Origin of the sequence: Amycolatopsis panacis (genome assembly GCF_003600245.1) — a bacterium.
Lineage (GTDB): Bacteria > Actinomycetota > Actinomycetes > Mycobacteriales > Pseudonocardiaceae > Amycolatopsis > Amycolatopsis sulphurea.
Genome location: NZ_QZFV01000065.1, coordinates 36,049 through 51,878, shown reverse-complemented (window position 1 = coordinate 51,878; position 15,830 = coordinate 36,049). Strand labels below are relative to the sequence as shown.

Annotated in this window: 10 protein-coding genes; 2 read left to right on the top strand and 8 right to left on the bottom strand. The window is 71.2% G+C overall.

Annotation, left to right across the window (positions count from 1 at the left end; translation table 11 throughout):
• From bioD to D5S19_RS07230, 5 genes are all read right to left on the bottom strand, one after another.
• Positions 1 to 729 carry a dethiobiotin synthase gene (bioD, locus tag D5S19_RS07250; protein ID WP_120022549.1) on the bottom strand — a complete coding sequence of 243 codons (729 nt, stop codon included), beginning with the start codon at positions 727 to 729 and terminating at the stop codon, positions 1 to 3.
• Between the two features lie 51 nt (positions 730 to 780).
• Positions 781 to 2,967 (bottom strand): SulP family inorganic anion transporter, encoded by a 2,187-nt coding sequence (locus tag D5S19_RS07245; RefSeq protein ID WP_120022715.1) that lies wholly within the window; start codon positions 2,965 to 2,967, stop codon positions 781 to 783.
• A gap of 163 nt (positions 2,968 to 3,130) precedes the next feature.
• Entirely contained in the window at positions 3,131 to 5,383 is a 2,253-nt protein-coding gene (locus tag D5S19_RS07240) for a SulP family inorganic anion transporter (protein ID WP_120022548.1), read from the bottom strand.
• 217 nt (positions 5,384 to 5,600) lie between these two features.
• A complete protein-coding gene (locus tag D5S19_RS07235; protein ID WP_120022547.1) occupies positions 5,601 to 6,878 on the bottom strand; it encodes an adenosylmethionine--8-amino-7-oxononanoate transaminase in 1,278 nt (425 codons plus the stop codon).
• A gap of 109 nt (positions 6,879 to 6,987) precedes the next feature.
• Positions 6,988 to 8,214: a cytochrome P450 family protein gene (locus tag D5S19_RS07230; RefSeq protein WP_120022546.1), complete on the bottom strand. Its 1,227-nt coding sequence runs from the start codon at positions 8,212 to 8,214 to the stop codon at positions 6,988 to 6,990.
• A gap of 376 nt (positions 8,215 to 8,590) precedes the next feature.
• Between D5S19_RS07230 and D5S19_RS07220 the strand changes: the two genes are divergently transcribed.
• Positions 8,591 to 9,220: a nucleoside/nucleotide kinase family protein gene (locus D5S19_RS07220; RefSeq protein WP_120022544.1), complete on the top strand. Its 630-nt coding sequence runs from the start codon at positions 8,591 to 8,593 to the stop codon at positions 9,218 to 9,220.
• Here D5S19_RS07220 and D5S19_RS07215 read toward each other — a convergent pair whose 3' ends face one another.
• From D5S19_RS07215 to D5S19_RS07200, 3 genes are all read right to left on the bottom strand, one after another.
• On the bottom strand, positions 9,221 to 10,378 hold the full coding sequence (locus D5S19_RS07215; protein WP_199730386.1) for a glycosyltransferase family 4 protein: 1,158 nt from the start codon (positions 10,376 to 10,378) through the stop codon (positions 9,221 to 9,223).
• An 88-nt stretch (positions 10,379 to 10,466) separates the two neighbouring features.
• On the bottom strand, positions 10,467 to 11,531 hold the full coding sequence (locus D5S19_RS07210; protein WP_120022543.1) for a C40 family peptidase: 1,065 nt from the start codon (positions 11,529 to 11,531) through the stop codon (positions 10,467 to 10,469).
• A gap of 845 nt (positions 11,532 to 12,376) precedes the next feature.
• Positions 12,377 to 13,750 carry an NYN domain-containing protein gene (locus D5S19_RS07200; protein ID WP_120022542.1) on the bottom strand — a complete coding sequence of 458 codons (1,374 nt, stop codon included), beginning with the start codon at positions 13,748 to 13,750 and terminating at the stop codon, positions 12,377 to 12,379.
• Positions 13,751 to 14,070: 320 nt separating this feature from the next.
• On the opposite strand from D5S19_RS07200, the gene D5S19_RS07195 reads away from it, so the two are divergent.
• Positions 14,071 to 15,789, top strand: coding sequence for a DEDD exonuclease domain-containing protein (locus tag D5S19_RS07195; protein ID WP_120022541.1), 1,719 nt, complete (start codon positions 14,071 to 14,073; stop codon positions 15,787 to 15,789).
• Positions 15,790 to 15,830: the final 41 nt, after the last annotated feature.

The following is a 15,830-nucleotide window of genomic DNA, read 5'->3' as shown; positions in this document are numbered from 1 at the left end:
TCACGTCGTCCCACGCGGCACCGGGGACGGGAAGGTCTCCGGGTCGAACTGCCCGCCGAACCAGGGCGAAAGCCCCAGCCGGGCCTGCGTGGCGAACGCTTCGGGGGTACTGCGGGAGAGCCCGGCGGGCAGTACGCCCAGCAGCGGCGCCCCGGCGGCGACCGGCAGGTCGGTGAGGTTCTCGCGGGCGGCGAGATCCGGTTCGGCGGGCCACGCGCCGATCACCACGCCGACCACGTTCAGCCCGCGCCGGGTGGCGACCTCCGCGGTGAGCGCGGTCGCGTTGAGCGTGCCGAGCCCCGCGGTGGCGACGATGACCACCGGGGCACCCAGCGACCAGGCGACGTCGGCCAGCGTGCTGCCCTGCGGGTCGAACCGGACCAGCAGGCCACCGGCCCCCTCGACGAGGGTCAGGTCGTGCCCGGAGTCGAGTTCGCCCGCCGCGGCGGCGATCTCCCCCGGGCCGAGCGTGGGCAGCCCGCTGCGCCGCGCCGCGGCCTCGGGGGACAGCGGATCCGGGTACCGGCGCAGCTCGCGGGTGGTGATGCGCTTGCCCGCGAGCCGCACGACCTCGTCCAGGTCACCGGCCTCGCCGGGGGCCACCCCGGTCTGCGCCGGTTTGAGCACCGCGACGCGCTGCCCTTGCCCGAGCGCCAGCGACGCGATCGCCGCGGTGGCGATCGTCTTGCCGACCCCGGTCCCGGTTCCGGTCATCACGAGCGTGGTCACGGGCCACCAACTTAGTCACCCCGCCCGGCCGGGCACCACGCCCGTCCGGCATCATCCCCCGGCGGGGGTGGGCGCGGTCATCGCCGGGGTCTCCGCGGACACGAACGCGCCACGCGCCGGATCGGCCAAGTACACCTGGGCTTCACCCACGTCGAAGTACAGCCCGCTCAGCACCAGCTTCCCGCGCTCCTCGGCGTCCGCGACGAGCGGGTATTGACGCAGGTGGTCGAGCTGCTGCAGCACGTTGTGCAGGGCCAGCCGATCCGGTTCGCGCGAAGGCCGATCACCGTCGAGGGTCACCGGGCCGGACCGCTTCCTGCTCGGCTGGGCGTGCGTCATCCACTCGGCCAGCGCGGTGCCGGGCGGGGCACCGTCGGCGAGCGCGCCCATCGCCCCGCACGAGGAATGCCCGCACACCACGATCTCCCGCACCCCGAGCACTCCCACGGCGAACTCGACGGCCGCGTTCATGGACGGATCGGCCTGCTCGGCCGGCACGAGATTGCCGATGTTGCGGATGGTGAACAGGTCGCCCGGCCCCGAGGTGGTGATCAGGTTCGGCACGATCCGCGAATCCCCGCAGGTGATGAACAGCGTGTGCGGCTTCTGCGCGTGCGCCAGCTTGCCGAGGGTCTCCTTGAGCAGCGGAGCGGCCCGGCGCTGGAACTCGGTCGCGCCGCGGTGCGTGCGCTGCTCCGGCAGCGGCAGGTCGGCTGCCTGCCAGGCCGACCACGGGGCCAGCCAGCGCGGCATGGTCCGGTTGGCCGCGGTCCGCCGCACCGTGGGACGGCCCTCGGTGCCCTTGCCGAACCACGGGTGCCCGATCTCGTCGATCGTCACCGTGCCGCCGGCCCGCTCGTGTGCCTGCTGCCAGGTGGTGATGCTTTCGAACGCGGCGTGGTCCAGGTAGTCGACCACCAGCTCCAGCGTGACCTTCGACCCGGCCGGTACGGTCGCGAGCACCTTCGACAGCCGCGGCACGGACAGGAAGGTGAGCACCCCTTCCACGACCACCCGGCACTCGTCGCCACGCTGCTCGATGTGGATCCCGGACCACACCGTGCGGCGCAGCATCAGCAGGACAGCCAGCACGACCCCGGCGACCACCCCGGTGAGCAGGTCGAAACCCACCACCCCGGCGACGGTCACCAGGTAGAGCGGCAGATCACCGTGGCGCAGCACCTGCTTCAGATGGCCGGGGTTGACCAGTTTCACGCCGACGTGCACCAGCAGCCCGGCGAGCGCGGCAAGCGGGATGCTCTTGAGCAGCCCGGCGAGCGCGACCACGAACACCAGCACCCACACTCCGTGCAGCACCGCCGAGGCGCGGGTCTTCGCACCCGCCGCGACGTTGGTGGAACTGCGCACGATCACCCCGGTCACCGGCAGGCCGCCGAGCGCGCCGGAGGCCATGTTCGCGGCGCCCTGGCCGATCAGCTCCCGGTTGAGGTTCGCCCGCGGACCGGTGTGCAGCTTGTCCACCGCGACCGCGGACAGCAGGCTCTCCACGCTGGCGATCAGTGCGATGGTGACGACCGCGACCGCGAAATCCGCCCAGCCGCCGCCCGGCAGCTCGGGAGCGAACCGGATCTGCAGCAGGTCACCCGGCAGCTCGACGCGCGGCAGGGTCAGGCCCGCCAGCACGGAGACCCCGGTGGCGACGGTGATCGCGGCCAGCGGCCCGGGCACTTTCCGGACCACCGCGGGCAGCTTCGGCCAGATCAGCAGGATGGCGAGGGTGAGCACGCCGATCAGCGTGGCCGCGCCGTGGTGCTCGACGAGCTGGCGCGGCAGCTCGGCGAGGTTGTCCAGCGCCGAACTCTGCGCCTTCCCGCCGAGGATCACGTGCAGCTGGCCGAACACGATGGTCACGCCGATCCCGGCGAGCATCCCGTGCACGATGGCCGGGGAGATGGCGAGGGCGGCGCGGGCCACCCGGCTGAGCCCGAGCAGCACCTGTAGCGCGCCGGCCAGCACGGTGATCAGGCAGGTGACCTGCCAGCCGAATGTGGTGATGGTTTCCGCCATCAGCACGGTCAACCCGGCGGCGGGCCCGCTGACCTGCAGCGGTGACCCGCCGAGCGCACCGGCGACCACACCGCCGACGACCGCGGCGATGAGCCCGGCGACGATCGGCGCACCGGAGGCGAGGGCGATCCCCAGCGACAGCGGAACGGCGACCAGGAAGACCACGAGCGAGGCGGGCAGGTCGTGGCGAAGCACGGCAAGACGTCTCATGATCACATGAAACCGACTTACGCGCAAAATGTCCGCTATGCCTCATCCAAACTAGTGAATTTCTATCGGATCTCCCACTTTCGGGTTGCGCAGTTGATCAAGTCATGGGATGCCGCACCAGCGGGCGGCGGACCCGGCTCCGCTCGGGAGCCGGGTCCTTCCCTCACGAAGCGGGCACGCCGGCCGGCACGAAATCGGCCGTTTCCGCGTCCAGCAGGAAGACCTGGGCGGCACCGACGTCGAAGTACATCCCGGTCAGGGTCAGCGTGCCGCGGGCGAGCGCGTCGGCCACCACCGGGTGTTCCCGCAGGTGCTCCAGCTGCTGGACGACGTTGTGCAGGGCCAGCTGATCCGCCTCGGCGGGCGGGCGGTGCCCGTCCAGGGTCGGCGGATGGTCCAGCGCCCGCCGGCGCAGCGTGGGCGCGCCGTGCTCCAGCCAGCTGCCCAGCCGGGCCAGCCCGTCCGGCGCGGTGCCCAGCAGCGCCTTCATCGCACCGCACGAGGAATGCCCGCACACCACGATCTCCGGCACTTCCAGCACGCCCACCGCGTACTCGATCGCGGCGCCCACCGACGCGTCACTCTCGGCCGTGCCGGGCGGCACGAGATTGCCGATGTTGCGGATGGTGAACAGGTCGCCCGGCCCCGAGGTGGTGATCAGGTTCGGCACGATCCGCGAATCCCCGCACGTGATGAACAACGTGTGCGGATCCTGGCCGTTCGCCAGGCCGCTGAGCGTCTCCCGCAGCAGCGGCGCACCCCGGCGCTGGAACTCCGAGGTCCCGCGGCCCAGCAGGGAACTCCCCGACCGCTGCTCGGGCATGTGCTCGGCCTGCCACTGCGACCACGGCGCCAGCCACCGCGGCACGACCCGCGAAGCGAGCCCGCGTCGCACAGTGGGCTCACCGTCGCTGCCGCGCTGATACCAGGGGTGCCCGATCTCGTCCACGCGCACCTCGCCCCCGGCCCGCACGTGTGCCTCCTGCCAGCCACGCAGGCAGTCGAAGGCCGCGTGGTCGAGGTAGTCCACGATCAGTTCCAGCGTGACCTCGGCCCGCTCCGGGACCTGCGTCAGCACCTTCGTCAAGCGGGGCACGGAAAGGAAGGTCAGCGCACCCTCGATGACCACACGCACCCGGGCGCCGTCCGATTCGACGTGCACGCCGGAGTGCACCATCCGGCGCACCAGCATCCCCAGTGCCAGCAGCACGCCGAGCGCGACCCCGGTCAGCAGGTTCACCGCGACCGCGCCGAGCAGGGTGACCGCGTACACCGCGAGGTCGCCGTGGCGGCGCACTTCCTTCAGCGCGGGCAGGTTCACCAGCTTCGCGCCGACGAACACCAGCAGCGCGGCGAGCGCGGCCAGCGGGATGTAACGCAGGATTCCGGTCAGCAGCAAGCAGAACAGCAGAATCCAGCAGGAATGGAGGGCGGCCGCGGCCCTGGTCCGCGCACCCGCCTCGAAGTTCGCCATGCTGCGCACGATCACGCCGGTCACCGGCAGGCCGCCGAGCGCGCCGGACACCACATTGCCCGCGCCTTGCCCGATCAGCTCACGGTCCAGGTCGCTGCGCTTCCCGCCGCGCCGCTTGTCCACCGACACCGCGGAGAGCAGGCTCTCCAGGCTCGCGATCAGGGCGACGCTCACCGCGGCCAGCACCGGCCCGCTCCAGTCGCCGCCCGGCAGCCGGGGGACCAGACCGAGCGAGGGCAGGGCTTCCGGCAGTTCGATCCGCGGCAGCGTCATCCCGGTGGCGGTGGCGACGACGGTGGCGATCGTGACTGCGGCCAGCGGGGCGGGTATCTTCCGCACCGGGCCGGGGAGCCGGGGCCAGATCAGCAGGACCGCGATGGTCAGCACACCGATCAGCACGGCCTTGTCGTGATGGGCTACGAGCCGGCCCGGCAGCTCGGCGAGGTCGGCGAGCGCGGAGCCCTGGGCCCGGCCGCCGAGCACGACGTGCAGCTGGCCGAGCACGATGGTGACGCCGATCCCGGCGAGCAGGCCGTGCACGATCGCGGGTGAGATGGCCAGCGCGCCGCGCGCGATCCGGCTCAGGCCGAAGAGGATCTGCAGCAGGCCGGCGCCGACGGTCACCGCGCAGGTGACGGGCCAGCCGTAGGTGGAGATGGTGTCCGCGAGCACCACGGTCAGGGCCGCGGACGGGCCGCTGACCTGCAGTGGTGAGCCGCCGAGCAGGCTCGCGACCACGCCGCCGGCGACGGCGGAGATGAGGCCGGCCAGCAACGGGGCGCCGACGGCGAGCGCGATGCCGAGCGAGAGGGGAATGGCGACCAGGAAGACGACCACCGAAGCGGGCAGGTCGTGCCGGACGAGGACGGGCAACACCCGGCGAAGGCCGGGACGGCGGGGCGGAGGCCCGGTGTCGTGCTCTCCGCGAACAATCTCGATCATGGTCGCAGGATCGCCGAAACCCTCCGAAAAGTCCGCTACATGAACATCGTTCGGGTTAGCTCGTGCAGTGAGGAACTAGGACATTCGGGACGAAACTCACCAACTACCTGAAGTAACTGAACCCAAATCCACCCTTATTGGTGATGACAACCAGCTTCCGGCCACGATTAGTCACGCTCCGCGTCCAGTTTCGACCGATTGCACTTTTCAGGTGAATTCACGCTTTCCGCGCGACTTCACCCATCGCGGCGGTGATCACGGCCAGATCGGCCTCGCCGGTCACGTACGGCGGCATCGCGTAGACGAGATTCCGGAACGGCCGCAGCCACGCCCCCGCCGCGGTGGCCGCCTCGGTCGCCACCCCCAGGTCCACCTCGTGGTCCAGCTCCAGCACCCCGATCGCGCCGAGTACCCGCACCTCCCGGACGCGCGGCAGGTCGCGGGCCGCGGCCAGCCCGGCCCGCAGGCCGGCTTCGATCCGCGCGACGTCGGCCTGCCAGCCGCCGGCCAGCAGCCCGAGCGAGGCATTCGCGACCGCTGAGGCCAGCGGGTTGCCCATGAACGTCGGACCGTGCGCGAGCACCGGAAGCTCGCCCCGGGCGATGCCGTCGGCGACCCGCGGCGTGCACAGAGTGGCGGCCATGGTGAGATACCCGCCGGTCAGCGCCTTGCCGAGGCACAGCACGTCCGGCGTCACCCCGGCGTGCTCGGCGGCGAACAGCCTGCCGGTACGGCCGAAGCCGGTGGCGATCTCGTCGAAGATCAGCAGCACGTCGTGCTCACGCGTCAGCTCCCGCAGCGCGCGCAGGTATCCGGGATGGTGGAAGCGCATCCCGCCGGCGCCCTGCACCACCGGCTCCACGATCACCGCGGCCAGCTCCTGGGCGTGCTGTTCGAGCGCCGCCGCCAGCTCGTCCGCATAGGACTGATCAGGCGGCGCGGCGAACCCGGATGGCGGCGCCGGCACGAACACCTGCTCGGGCAGCACCCCGCGCCACAGCGAGTGCATCCCACCGTCCGGATCGCAGACGCTCATCGGGGTGAAGGTGTCGCCGTGGTAGCCACCGCGCCAGGTGAGCAGCCGGCGTTTCCCCGGCAGCCCGCGGGAACGCTGGTACTGCAGGCACATCTTCACCGCGACCTCGACCGAGACCGAACCGGAGTCGCACAGGAACACGTGCTCCAGCCCGTCCGGGGTGAGGTCCACGAGGGTCTTCGCGAGCGTGATCGCCGGTTCGTGGGTGAGCCCGCCGAACATGACGTGACTCATCCGCCCGGCCTGCTCCGCCAGCGCCGCGTCGAGCACCGGGTGCCGGTACCCGTGCACCGCCGCCCACCAGGACGACATCCCGTCGACCAGCTCCCGGCCGTCGGCCAGGCGCAGCCGCACCCCGCTCGCCTCGGTGACCAGCAGGGGCGGCACCCGGCCCGGCATCGGCGCGTAGGGATGCCACAGGTGGGCGGCGTCGAGGGCCAGCAGGTCGGCGGGGTGCACCCGGCCGACCCTAGTCAAGGACGGCCGCATCCGGATGTGACGGTCTGCTCCTTGACAGGCCGGGCTGCCCCGACCCGTCCGGTGTGGACGGTGCTACCCGGCCACGCCGCTACGAGCGCGCCGTGCCCAGCCGCACCGGCAACGACTCCAGACCATGCACCAACGGGCTCGTCCGGTAGCGCAGCTCCTCCTCCGGCACCGCCAGGGCCAGGTCCGGGAACCGGCTCAGCAACCCGCCGAGCGCGATCTCCGCCTCCATCCGCGCCAGCGGAGCACCCACGCAATAGTGGATGCCATGCCCGAACGCGAGATGCCCACCGGCCGCGCGAGTCACGTCCAGCTCGTCCGGGTCCGGGAACTTGTCCGCGTCGCGATTGGCCGCCAGCAACGAGATCTCCACGAACTCACCCGCCGCGATCGTCGCGCCACCGACCTCCACCTCCTCGGTGGTGAAACGGGTCGTGGCCAAGTTGATCGGGCCGTCGTACCGGAGGAACTCCTCCACCGCACCGGGCAGCAACGACGGATCGGCACGCAACTTCGCCGCCTGATCCGGAGCACGCAGCAGTGCGAGCGTCGCGTTGCCGATCAGGTTCACCGTCGTCTCGTAGCCCGCGCTGAGCAGCAGGAACGCCATACCGACCAGCTCGTTCGCGGCGAGCCGGTCGCCCTCCTCGCTGACCTGGATCAGCTCGGACAGCATGTCCTCGCCGGGATCGGCGCGCTTGTCCTCCACCAGCTTCGCGAGCAACTCGTAAAGCTGCCCGGCGGCGGCGTTCATCGCGTCGACATCCACGGCCCCGGACAGCACGGTGTTCGACCAACCGACGAAATCGCCCCGGTCCCGCGGGTCCACGCCGAGCAGCTCGCAGATCACCGCGATCGGCAACGGCAGCGCGAACGCAGTCATCAGATCGACCTGCTCCCGGCCGGCCATCTCGTCCAGCAGCTCGCGCGTGAGCTGCTCGATCCGCGGCCGCAACCGGGCGACCGTGCGCGGGGTGAACGCCTTGTTCACCAGCTTGCGCAGCCGCGTGTGGTTCGGCGGATCGCTGGTCAGCATGTTCCGGGTGAGCTCGCTGGCCGCTCCCGCGGCGCTGTCGGCCAGGCCGAGCTTGCTGGCGATCAGCTCGTCGACACGCTGCTGGTCCTTGCTCAGCCGGGGATCGGCGAGCAGCGTCCGCGCGTCCTCGTATCCGGTCACCAGGTGGGACACGTACCCCCACGGGTTACCGAACGGGCAGGCCGGGCCACGCAGCTCGGCCAGCCGCCCGTGCGCATTCTGCAGCAGCAGCTCGTCCAGCGTGGGTAGATCTTCGGGTACTTCGACACTCACCAGGCCTCCACAGGCACAGCTTCAGCGCTCGGCCGATGCGGCCTCGACGCACTCGATCACTCTGTCCACTATGCCCGCTGCGCGATGCGCTCCGCCACAGACAAAATGACCGTTCTCCGCCCGGAGAACCGCACCCCGAATCCGTCCAGTGTGGACGGTGCTGCCCGGTCGCCACGAACGCGCCTCGCCCAGCCGGACCGGCAGCGACTCCACACGGTGTACCAGCGGACTCATCCGGTACCCCAACTCCTCCTCCGGCACGGCCAACGCCAAGTTCGGGAACCGGCTCAGCAAACCGCCGAGCGCGATCTCCGCCTCCATCCGCGCCACATGATGGCGCCGAGGGCCGCCGGAACCCGGTGAGGGATCATCAAGTGTGCGCTATCGTCCGATGTCCCCCGAGGTGTTGACGGCCGAGCTGACCGACCGTATCGCCGCGCTCCCGCACCACCGCCGGATCGCAGTGGCCGTCGACGGCGCCGACCCGGCGAGCGCGACCGGCGATCTGGCGGACGCGCTGGCCGCCCCGCTGCGGGTACGCGGCCGCGACGCGTTGCGGGTGTCCGCACGGGACTTCCTGCGTCCGGCATCGTTGCGGTTCGAGCATGGCAAGCAAAGCCCGGACGCGCGCTACACCGACTGGCTCGATCTGGGCGCCCTACGCCGGGAAGTCCTGAACCCGCTGCGCGAAGAGGGCACCGGCGAAATCCTTCCGGCGCTGTGGGATTCCGATCGCGACCGCGCCACCCGGATGCCCCGCGTCCCGGTTCCGGACGGCGGCATCGTCCTGCTGGACGGCGAATTCCTGCAAGGCGCGGGCCTCGCTTTCGACTTCGTGGTGCACCTGTGGCTCTCCCCCGCCGCACTGCGCCGACGTACCCCCGAGGACCAGGCATGGGCGCTGCCCGCCTACGAACGGTACGAAGCCGAGGTGAATCCGAGCGCGCTCGCCGACGTCGTGGTCCGGGTGGACGACGCCCGCCACCCCGCGGTATACGAGCCCTGATCAGCGCACCGCGGCGACCGGATCTCCGTCCAGGAGACGGGAAAGCCGGGCCGCCATCGTGTCCCAGCGCCAGTGCTCGGACACCCAGGCACGACCGGCCTCACCCATCCTGCGGGCGCGGACGCGGTCGGTCAGCAGCGCGGCCAGGGTGTCGGCCAGCTGCGCGACGTCGCGGCCGTTGACCACGTGGCCGGTCACCTCGTCCAGCACCGCCTCCGGGGCGCCACCCGAGGTGCCGGCGACCACCGGCAGCCCGGTCGCGGACGCCTCCAGGTAGACGATGCCGAGCCCCTCCACGTCCAGCCCCTTGCCACGGGTGCGAGCCGGCATCGCGAACACGTCACCGGCGTTGTAGTGCGCGGGCAGTTCCTCCCACGGCACCGAACCGGTGAGCACCACGTCGCGGGACACGCCGCAAGCCTCGGCCAGCTGGGTCAGTTGCTTGCGATACGGACCTCCACCGACCAGCAGCAGGGCCGCATCCGGGACCTGGGCGCGAATCGCGGGCAGCGCGTGCACCAGCATGTCCTGGCCCTTGCGCGGCACCAGCCGGGAAACGCACACCACGGTCGGCCGGTCGCCGAGGCCGTGCCGGGCGCGAATCTCCTCACGGGCACCCGGATCCGGTGCGAACAGCGTGGTGTCCACCCCGCTCGGCAGCATCTCCAGCCCGGCCAGCGGGCCGAACGCCGCGGCGAACCGGCGGCGGGTGTACTTGCTCACGTAGGTGACCACGTCCACGGTGTCGCCGATGCGCCGCAGCGCCCGGCGCGAACCGGGCAGCATCGACCAGCCGACCTCGTGCCCGTGCGTCGAAGCGACCGCCCTCCTGGCGCCCGCCTGCCGCAACGGCTGCGCCAGCAGCGCGAGCGGCGCCGCGGCACCGAACCACACGGCCTCGCACTCGCGTGCGCGCATGATCTGCTTCGCCCGGCGCAGCACGTCCGGCGTCGGCAGCATCAGCGACGTCGGGTGCCGCACCACCTCGAACGGCGCCGCCGCGTCGAACTCGGTGTGCGAACCGCTGCTGCGCTCCCAGGACGGGGCGTAGACCACGAGTTCGTCCGCGGGCAACCGGGTGGCCAGTGAGTTGAGGTAGTTCTGGATCCCCCCGGGACGCGGCGGGAAATCGTTGGTCACGAGCAGGGTCCTCAGCACACCCGGAAGGCTACTGTCCGCCGCGGACGACGACGGGGCGGCACCGCATGCGCGGTACCGCCCCGTCGGTGGTGTGGTTGAACCCGGCTCAGGAGGTGACCCGGCGAGCACCCACGTACTGGCTCTGCAACGGCGAGATCTTCACCACGTCGCCGCTGGTCGGCGCGTGCACCATCTTGCCTTCACTGACGACCATGCCGACGTGCGAGACAGGCGTGTAGTAGAACACCAGGTCGCCCGGCTGCAGCTGGTCCTTCGGGATCGGGGTGCCGAAGGTCGACTGCGCGCTGCTGGACCGCGGCAGCGTGATGCCGGCCTGCTTGTACGCCCACTGCATCAGGCCCGAGCAGTCGAACGTGCTCGGTCCGGTGGCGCCCCAGACGTACGCGCTGCCCAGCTTGCTGAGCGCGGCCTGGAGCGCGACCTGCGCGGCGGCGCTCGGCGCCTTGATGTTCGCCGGGGCCTCACCGCCCTGGTCGCCCTGCAGCGTCTTGTCGGCCGCGCTGAGCGCCGGCTTGGTGTTCTTCAGCTGGTCGAGCTGATCCTGCAGGGTCTTCTTCTTGGCGGTGATGTCGTCGGCCAGCTTCTTGGCGGCGTCCCGGGCGGCGGTCGCCCGCTTCGCCGCGTCCGCGGCCAGGGTCTCCGCGTCCTTGGCCTGTTTGACCGCACCGGCCAGCCGCTGCAGCGCGGCGTCCTTCTCGGCCGCGATCTGGTCGAGCGCGGCCGAACGGTCCAGGAAGTCCTGAGTGGACGAACCGGCCAGCAGCGCCGAGAGCTTGTTCATCTGCACGCCGGACAGGAACGAGGCACCGGCGAACTTGTCGACGTCCACCTTGAACTTGGCCTCGTCCGCGGCGGCGGTGGCGGCCGAGGAGTGCGCGGTGGTCACGTCACCGTCGGCCTTGTCGAGGTCCTTCTGTTTCGCGGCAAGGTCGTCCTGCGCCTTGAGCAAGTCCTCGTTCGCCTTCTCGGCCTGGGCCGAGAGGTCACGGTACTTGGCGAGGGCGTCCGAACCACCGGATTCCGGGGGGGTCTGGAGGGCGGGGATGGGGGCGGCGGAGGCCGCCGTCGGCTGCGCCACGGTGACGACTGCGATCACGGACGCGGCCGCGAGGGCACCTGACACCACGCGCTTGACTGGATGCGACTGCACGGTCGCGCGGGTCTCCTTTGCTTGTCGGCCGCCGTCTCCGGAGCCATGACGCGGCCGAGGCGGGGGATCCCCGGCCGAGCGCGTCCGCCCGTGTTCCGGCCGCGGTGCACCGCACCGGCCTTGCCACGCGCGAGATGGTTCCGGTAAAGGCTCCCCGACAAAGCCGTTCCGGCGGCGATCCCGTGTCGCCGTCCTGCGGACGGCTACCTGCCACGAGATCTCGGCCAGGTTACGAAAAGACCGGGGGGCGCGTCCACCGGGGCCCCCGGAAAAACTCTCCGTAGTTCGCGGAAACACCATCGGACCAGCGGGGGAGACGATTGTGATGCCCGTCATACCCGTTGGTCTCGCTCGGGATTGCTCCCATTACGGACCGTTTATCGCACTTACCCCGCCGTTCGCCGAGCAGCCGTCACCCACCCGGGTCACATCGGATTACGGCCGGACGCGGGCACCAGCCGCAGCCGGGGCACCGGCCCGGAGCGGGCCGAAGTGCCGGCGGCAGGCGGCCCTTCAAAGGCCACACCGGCCCGCGTGGGAGGCCCGAACAGCACGCTGATCGCACAGTCCCCGCACGCCGCCCCACGCACCGCACACCGGTCACAGTCGATGACGAGCGTCCCACCCGGACCCGGCGACCGCCCCGGCCCTCCCGGGCACGAAGCAACCGCCCGCGAAACGGCTGCCGCAGGCGGAATACCGATCCGCCGGATGTCCGGCGATGCGCTGGGCTCGGCCATGGTGGCTCCTCCGTCTCCGGGCGTCCGGATCGGGTTCCGGATCGCCTCCGGTTCGCACGGTAGGACCCGCCACCGACAGTTTCGGCCGGCTTCGGCGCGTACGCGTCAGACCCGCCCCAATCGGTTGACCAACACCGCCGATGGGGCCGGATACGCACCTGCGGCGCGGACGGAGTCGGCGACTGCACGGTCCGACGTGGCAACGACCATCGGGCGGCCCTTCGGCTCGGCCGACACCAGCGCGCGGATCACGTCGTCGGCCAGTACACCGCGTTCGGAGAACAGCACGCGTACCCCACGTGGCACCGATGCCGGGACAGACAGCACTCCCGCGCCATCGAACACGACGGTCACCTCCGCGGACGTACGCGCGGCCAGCGCGGACAGCTGATGCACCAGCCGGTCTCGCTGATCCGCCAGCGCCAGCTCGGGATACCCGGTCTTCGTGACGTTGTAGCCGTCGACGATCAGGTGCACGTTCGGCAACGCGAGATGCCGGTCGAGCGCGACCACATCCGCGATCCGCCCGCCGGGGCCGAGACCGGACCGCACGCCACTGATCATGTCCGCGGGACGTGCACCGCGGTCGCCCAGGGCCAGCTCCCGGCGTAGGCCATGTACAGCACCATCGATGGTGTCCACAAGCAACGCCAACCGCACTTCGTCGGCTTCGCGAGCTTCGCGCGCCGACTGACGCGCCATCTCCGCATCCGCGACCGCACGCTCCGCGCGCATCCGCTCCGCCGCTACGCGCCGACGCTCACGCTCCAGCTGCTCCGTGAGCACCCGCAGCTCACGCTGCTGCTCCGCTCCGCCGCTTCGCAGCTCCGCACGCGCAGCTTCCGCCGCGTCCTTCGCTTCGCGAAGCCGCATGCCTTGCTCGCGAAGCCGCCGAAGCAGCTTGTCGACTTCGTCTTCGCGCTCTCCGCGCGCGCTGTCGACCGCTTCGCGCGCTTGCGCAAGCTCGGCACGCAACCCGGCAACTTCGGCCTCAAGCCGTTGATTGCGGGCCAGTACGGCATCCCGCTCCGCGCGCAACGCCGTCTCTTCGGCGTTCTTCGCGACGAGCCGGACCCGCCCGGCAGCGCTGGATTCACCAAGCAGCACAGCAGCAGCCGCAGCGGCCACGGAGTCACCCGCGTTCGGGTCCAACGCGTCCGTACGGTGCTCACGGAGCCACTCCAGTACCGCAGTACGGAACTGAGACGAGTCACTCAACGCGGACAACAGCGCCGTGCCACCGAGCTTCGCGCGCTTCGCCGGGGCGAACTTGGCGACTGGCCGTAGCTGTCGCGGTACGTCGGACACAGGGAGCTTCGCCACGGCCGCAGCGGCCAGCTCGGCGATCCGCTCGCGTACCGCCTCCGGCAGGCTCGCCCACGACGCCGGCTCCGGAGCGTCCGTCGATGCCCGCGCGGGAACCTCCGAGGGGCCTTCGGCCTCCTCGGGTTCCTCTGGGTGCACGGGCTGCGGGTGCATTGCAACAGGGTAGGCCCCGGGGCCGGATCCCGCGTCGCGCGGGACACGCCGAGCCGGCTCAGCCGGCAGCGACGACACGGCGGACACTTTCGCGAAGGAGGCGCTCGTGCGCCGCGCGAACGCTGCTGACCGGCGACCAGGCCGTCGCCATCAGGTCACACGGGTCGCCCGCCTCCTGCGCGGCGGTTCGGGGCTGGCCTGACATTCCCCCAGGTTAGCAACAGAACGTTCGCCTTGTGTCACGATTGCTCACACGCAGCGTGATCCCGCCGAGACGGTCCACCCAGGATTGTCGGTGGGCCGCCCTACTGTGCGCGATCATGGAGAAGCGCGCGGAACGCCCGCCGGCCCAGCTGGCGTTCGACGAGCTCGGCACCCCGTTGCGGGACACCACGTTCGTCGTGTTCGACCTGGAGACCACCGGCACCAGACCGGGCCCGGACGGGATCACCGAGATCGGTGCGGTCAAGGTGCGCGGCGGGCAGGTCCTCGCCGAGTTCGCCACCCTGGTGAACCCGGGGGCGCCGATCCCGCCGCAGGTCGTCGAGCTGACCGGGATCACCCAGGCGATGGTCTACGACGCACCGCGGATCGAGCGCGTGCTGCCGGCGTTCCTGGAGTTCATCGCGGGGACCGTCCTGGTGGCGCACAATTCCGGCTTCGACACCGGGTTCATGAAGGCCGCCTGCGAAGGACACGGCTACGCGTGGCCGCGAGCCACGGTGATCTGCACGGTGAAGCTGTCCCGCCGAGTGATCCCGAAGGAAGAAGCGCGCAGCTACCGCCTGTCGTCGCTGGCGATGCTACTCGGCGCGCGTACGCGGCCGACGCACCGCGCGCTCGATGACGCCCGCGCCACAGTGGACGTACTGCACGCGTTGCTGGAGCGTGTCGGCAACGTCGGCGTACACACCGTCGAAGAGCTGGTCGACTATCTGCCCGAAGTGACGCCCGCGCAGCGTCGTAAGCGACATCTGGCGGCCGATCTTCCCGCGCGACCGGGCGTGTACTTGTTCAAGGGACCGAGCGACGAAGTGCTGTATGTCGGCACCGCGCGAGACCTGAGACGGCGCGTGCGCTCGTACTTCACCGGCTCCGAAAGCCGTGGGCGTATCCGCGAGATGGTGGCGCTGGCCGAACGCGTGGACGCCATCGAGTGCGCGCACTCCCTCGAAGCCGAAATCCGCGAGCTTCGGCTGATCGCCGCGCACAGACCGGCGTACAACCGGCGTTCGAAGAACCCGCACCACGCGTGGTGGGTAGGGCTGACCGACGAAGCATTCCCCCGCCTTTCCGTCGTACGGCTACCACGCGCGGGCACGCTTGGCCCCTTTCGCAGCCAAGCCGACGCGCGCACCGCAGCAGACACCCTCGCCGGCGCGACGGGCCTTCGCACGTGTACACAGCGAATCTCGGCCACTGCGGCATCGGGCACCCCATGCGTCCTAGCGGAGCTGGGGCGGTGCGGGGCGCCGTGCGCGGGGCAGCAGAGCGTTCTCGAATACACCCCTTCCGTCGACGCGACCAGAGGCCTCATCGCGGGCCAGGACGGCCGCCCGCTACACCTGGCCGCAGATCGGCTGGTGCGATTGTCCGAAGCACAGCATTACGAACAGGCCGCGCGACACCGAGACGACCTGGCCGGCCTCGTACGCGCCGTCGGCCGAGCACACCGGCAAGCCGCCCTCGCCTCGATCGCCGAACTGATCGCCGCCGCCCCGGACGGCAACGGCGGCTGGGAACTCACCGTCATCCGGCACGGACGTCTGGCGTCGGCAGGCGTCGCCCGGCGCGGCGTACCCCCGATGCCCGTGGTCGAAGCACTGGTCGCGGCCGGCGAAACAGTCCTACCGGGCGAAGGCCCGCTGCACGGCGCCTCCGGCGAAGAAGTGGGCATCCTGCTGCGATGGCTAGCCCGGCCGGGCACCCGGCTCGTACGCACCACCCGTCCCTGGGCCGAGCCCACCGCGGTTGCCGGCTGGCGCGGCTGGCTCGACCGCGTCGCCGACGCGCGCAGCCTCGAAAACCTGGCGGGCTGAACCGACCGGAACCGGGAGACCCGGAGTGATCCCGGCTACGA

Bases quoted from the DNA above. Each gene is read 5' to 3' on its own strand.
- D5S19_RS07245 (WP_120022715.1), bottom strand. From the start codon at position 2,967: ATGAGACGTCTTGCCGTGCTTCGCCACGACCTGCCCGCCTCGCTCGTG.
- D5S19_RS07240 (WP_120022548.1), bottom strand. From the start codon at position 5,383: ATGATCGAGATTGTTCGCGGAGAGCACGACACCGGGCCTCCGCCCCGC.
- D5S19_RS07200 (WP_120022542.1), bottom strand. From the start codon at position 13,750: ATGCACCCGCAGCCCGTGCACCCAGAGGAACCCGAGGAGGCCGAAGGC.
- D5S19_RS07195 (WP_120022541.1), top strand. From the start codon at position 14,071: ATGGAGAAGCGCGCGGAACGCCCGCCGGCCCAGCTGGCGTTCGACGAG.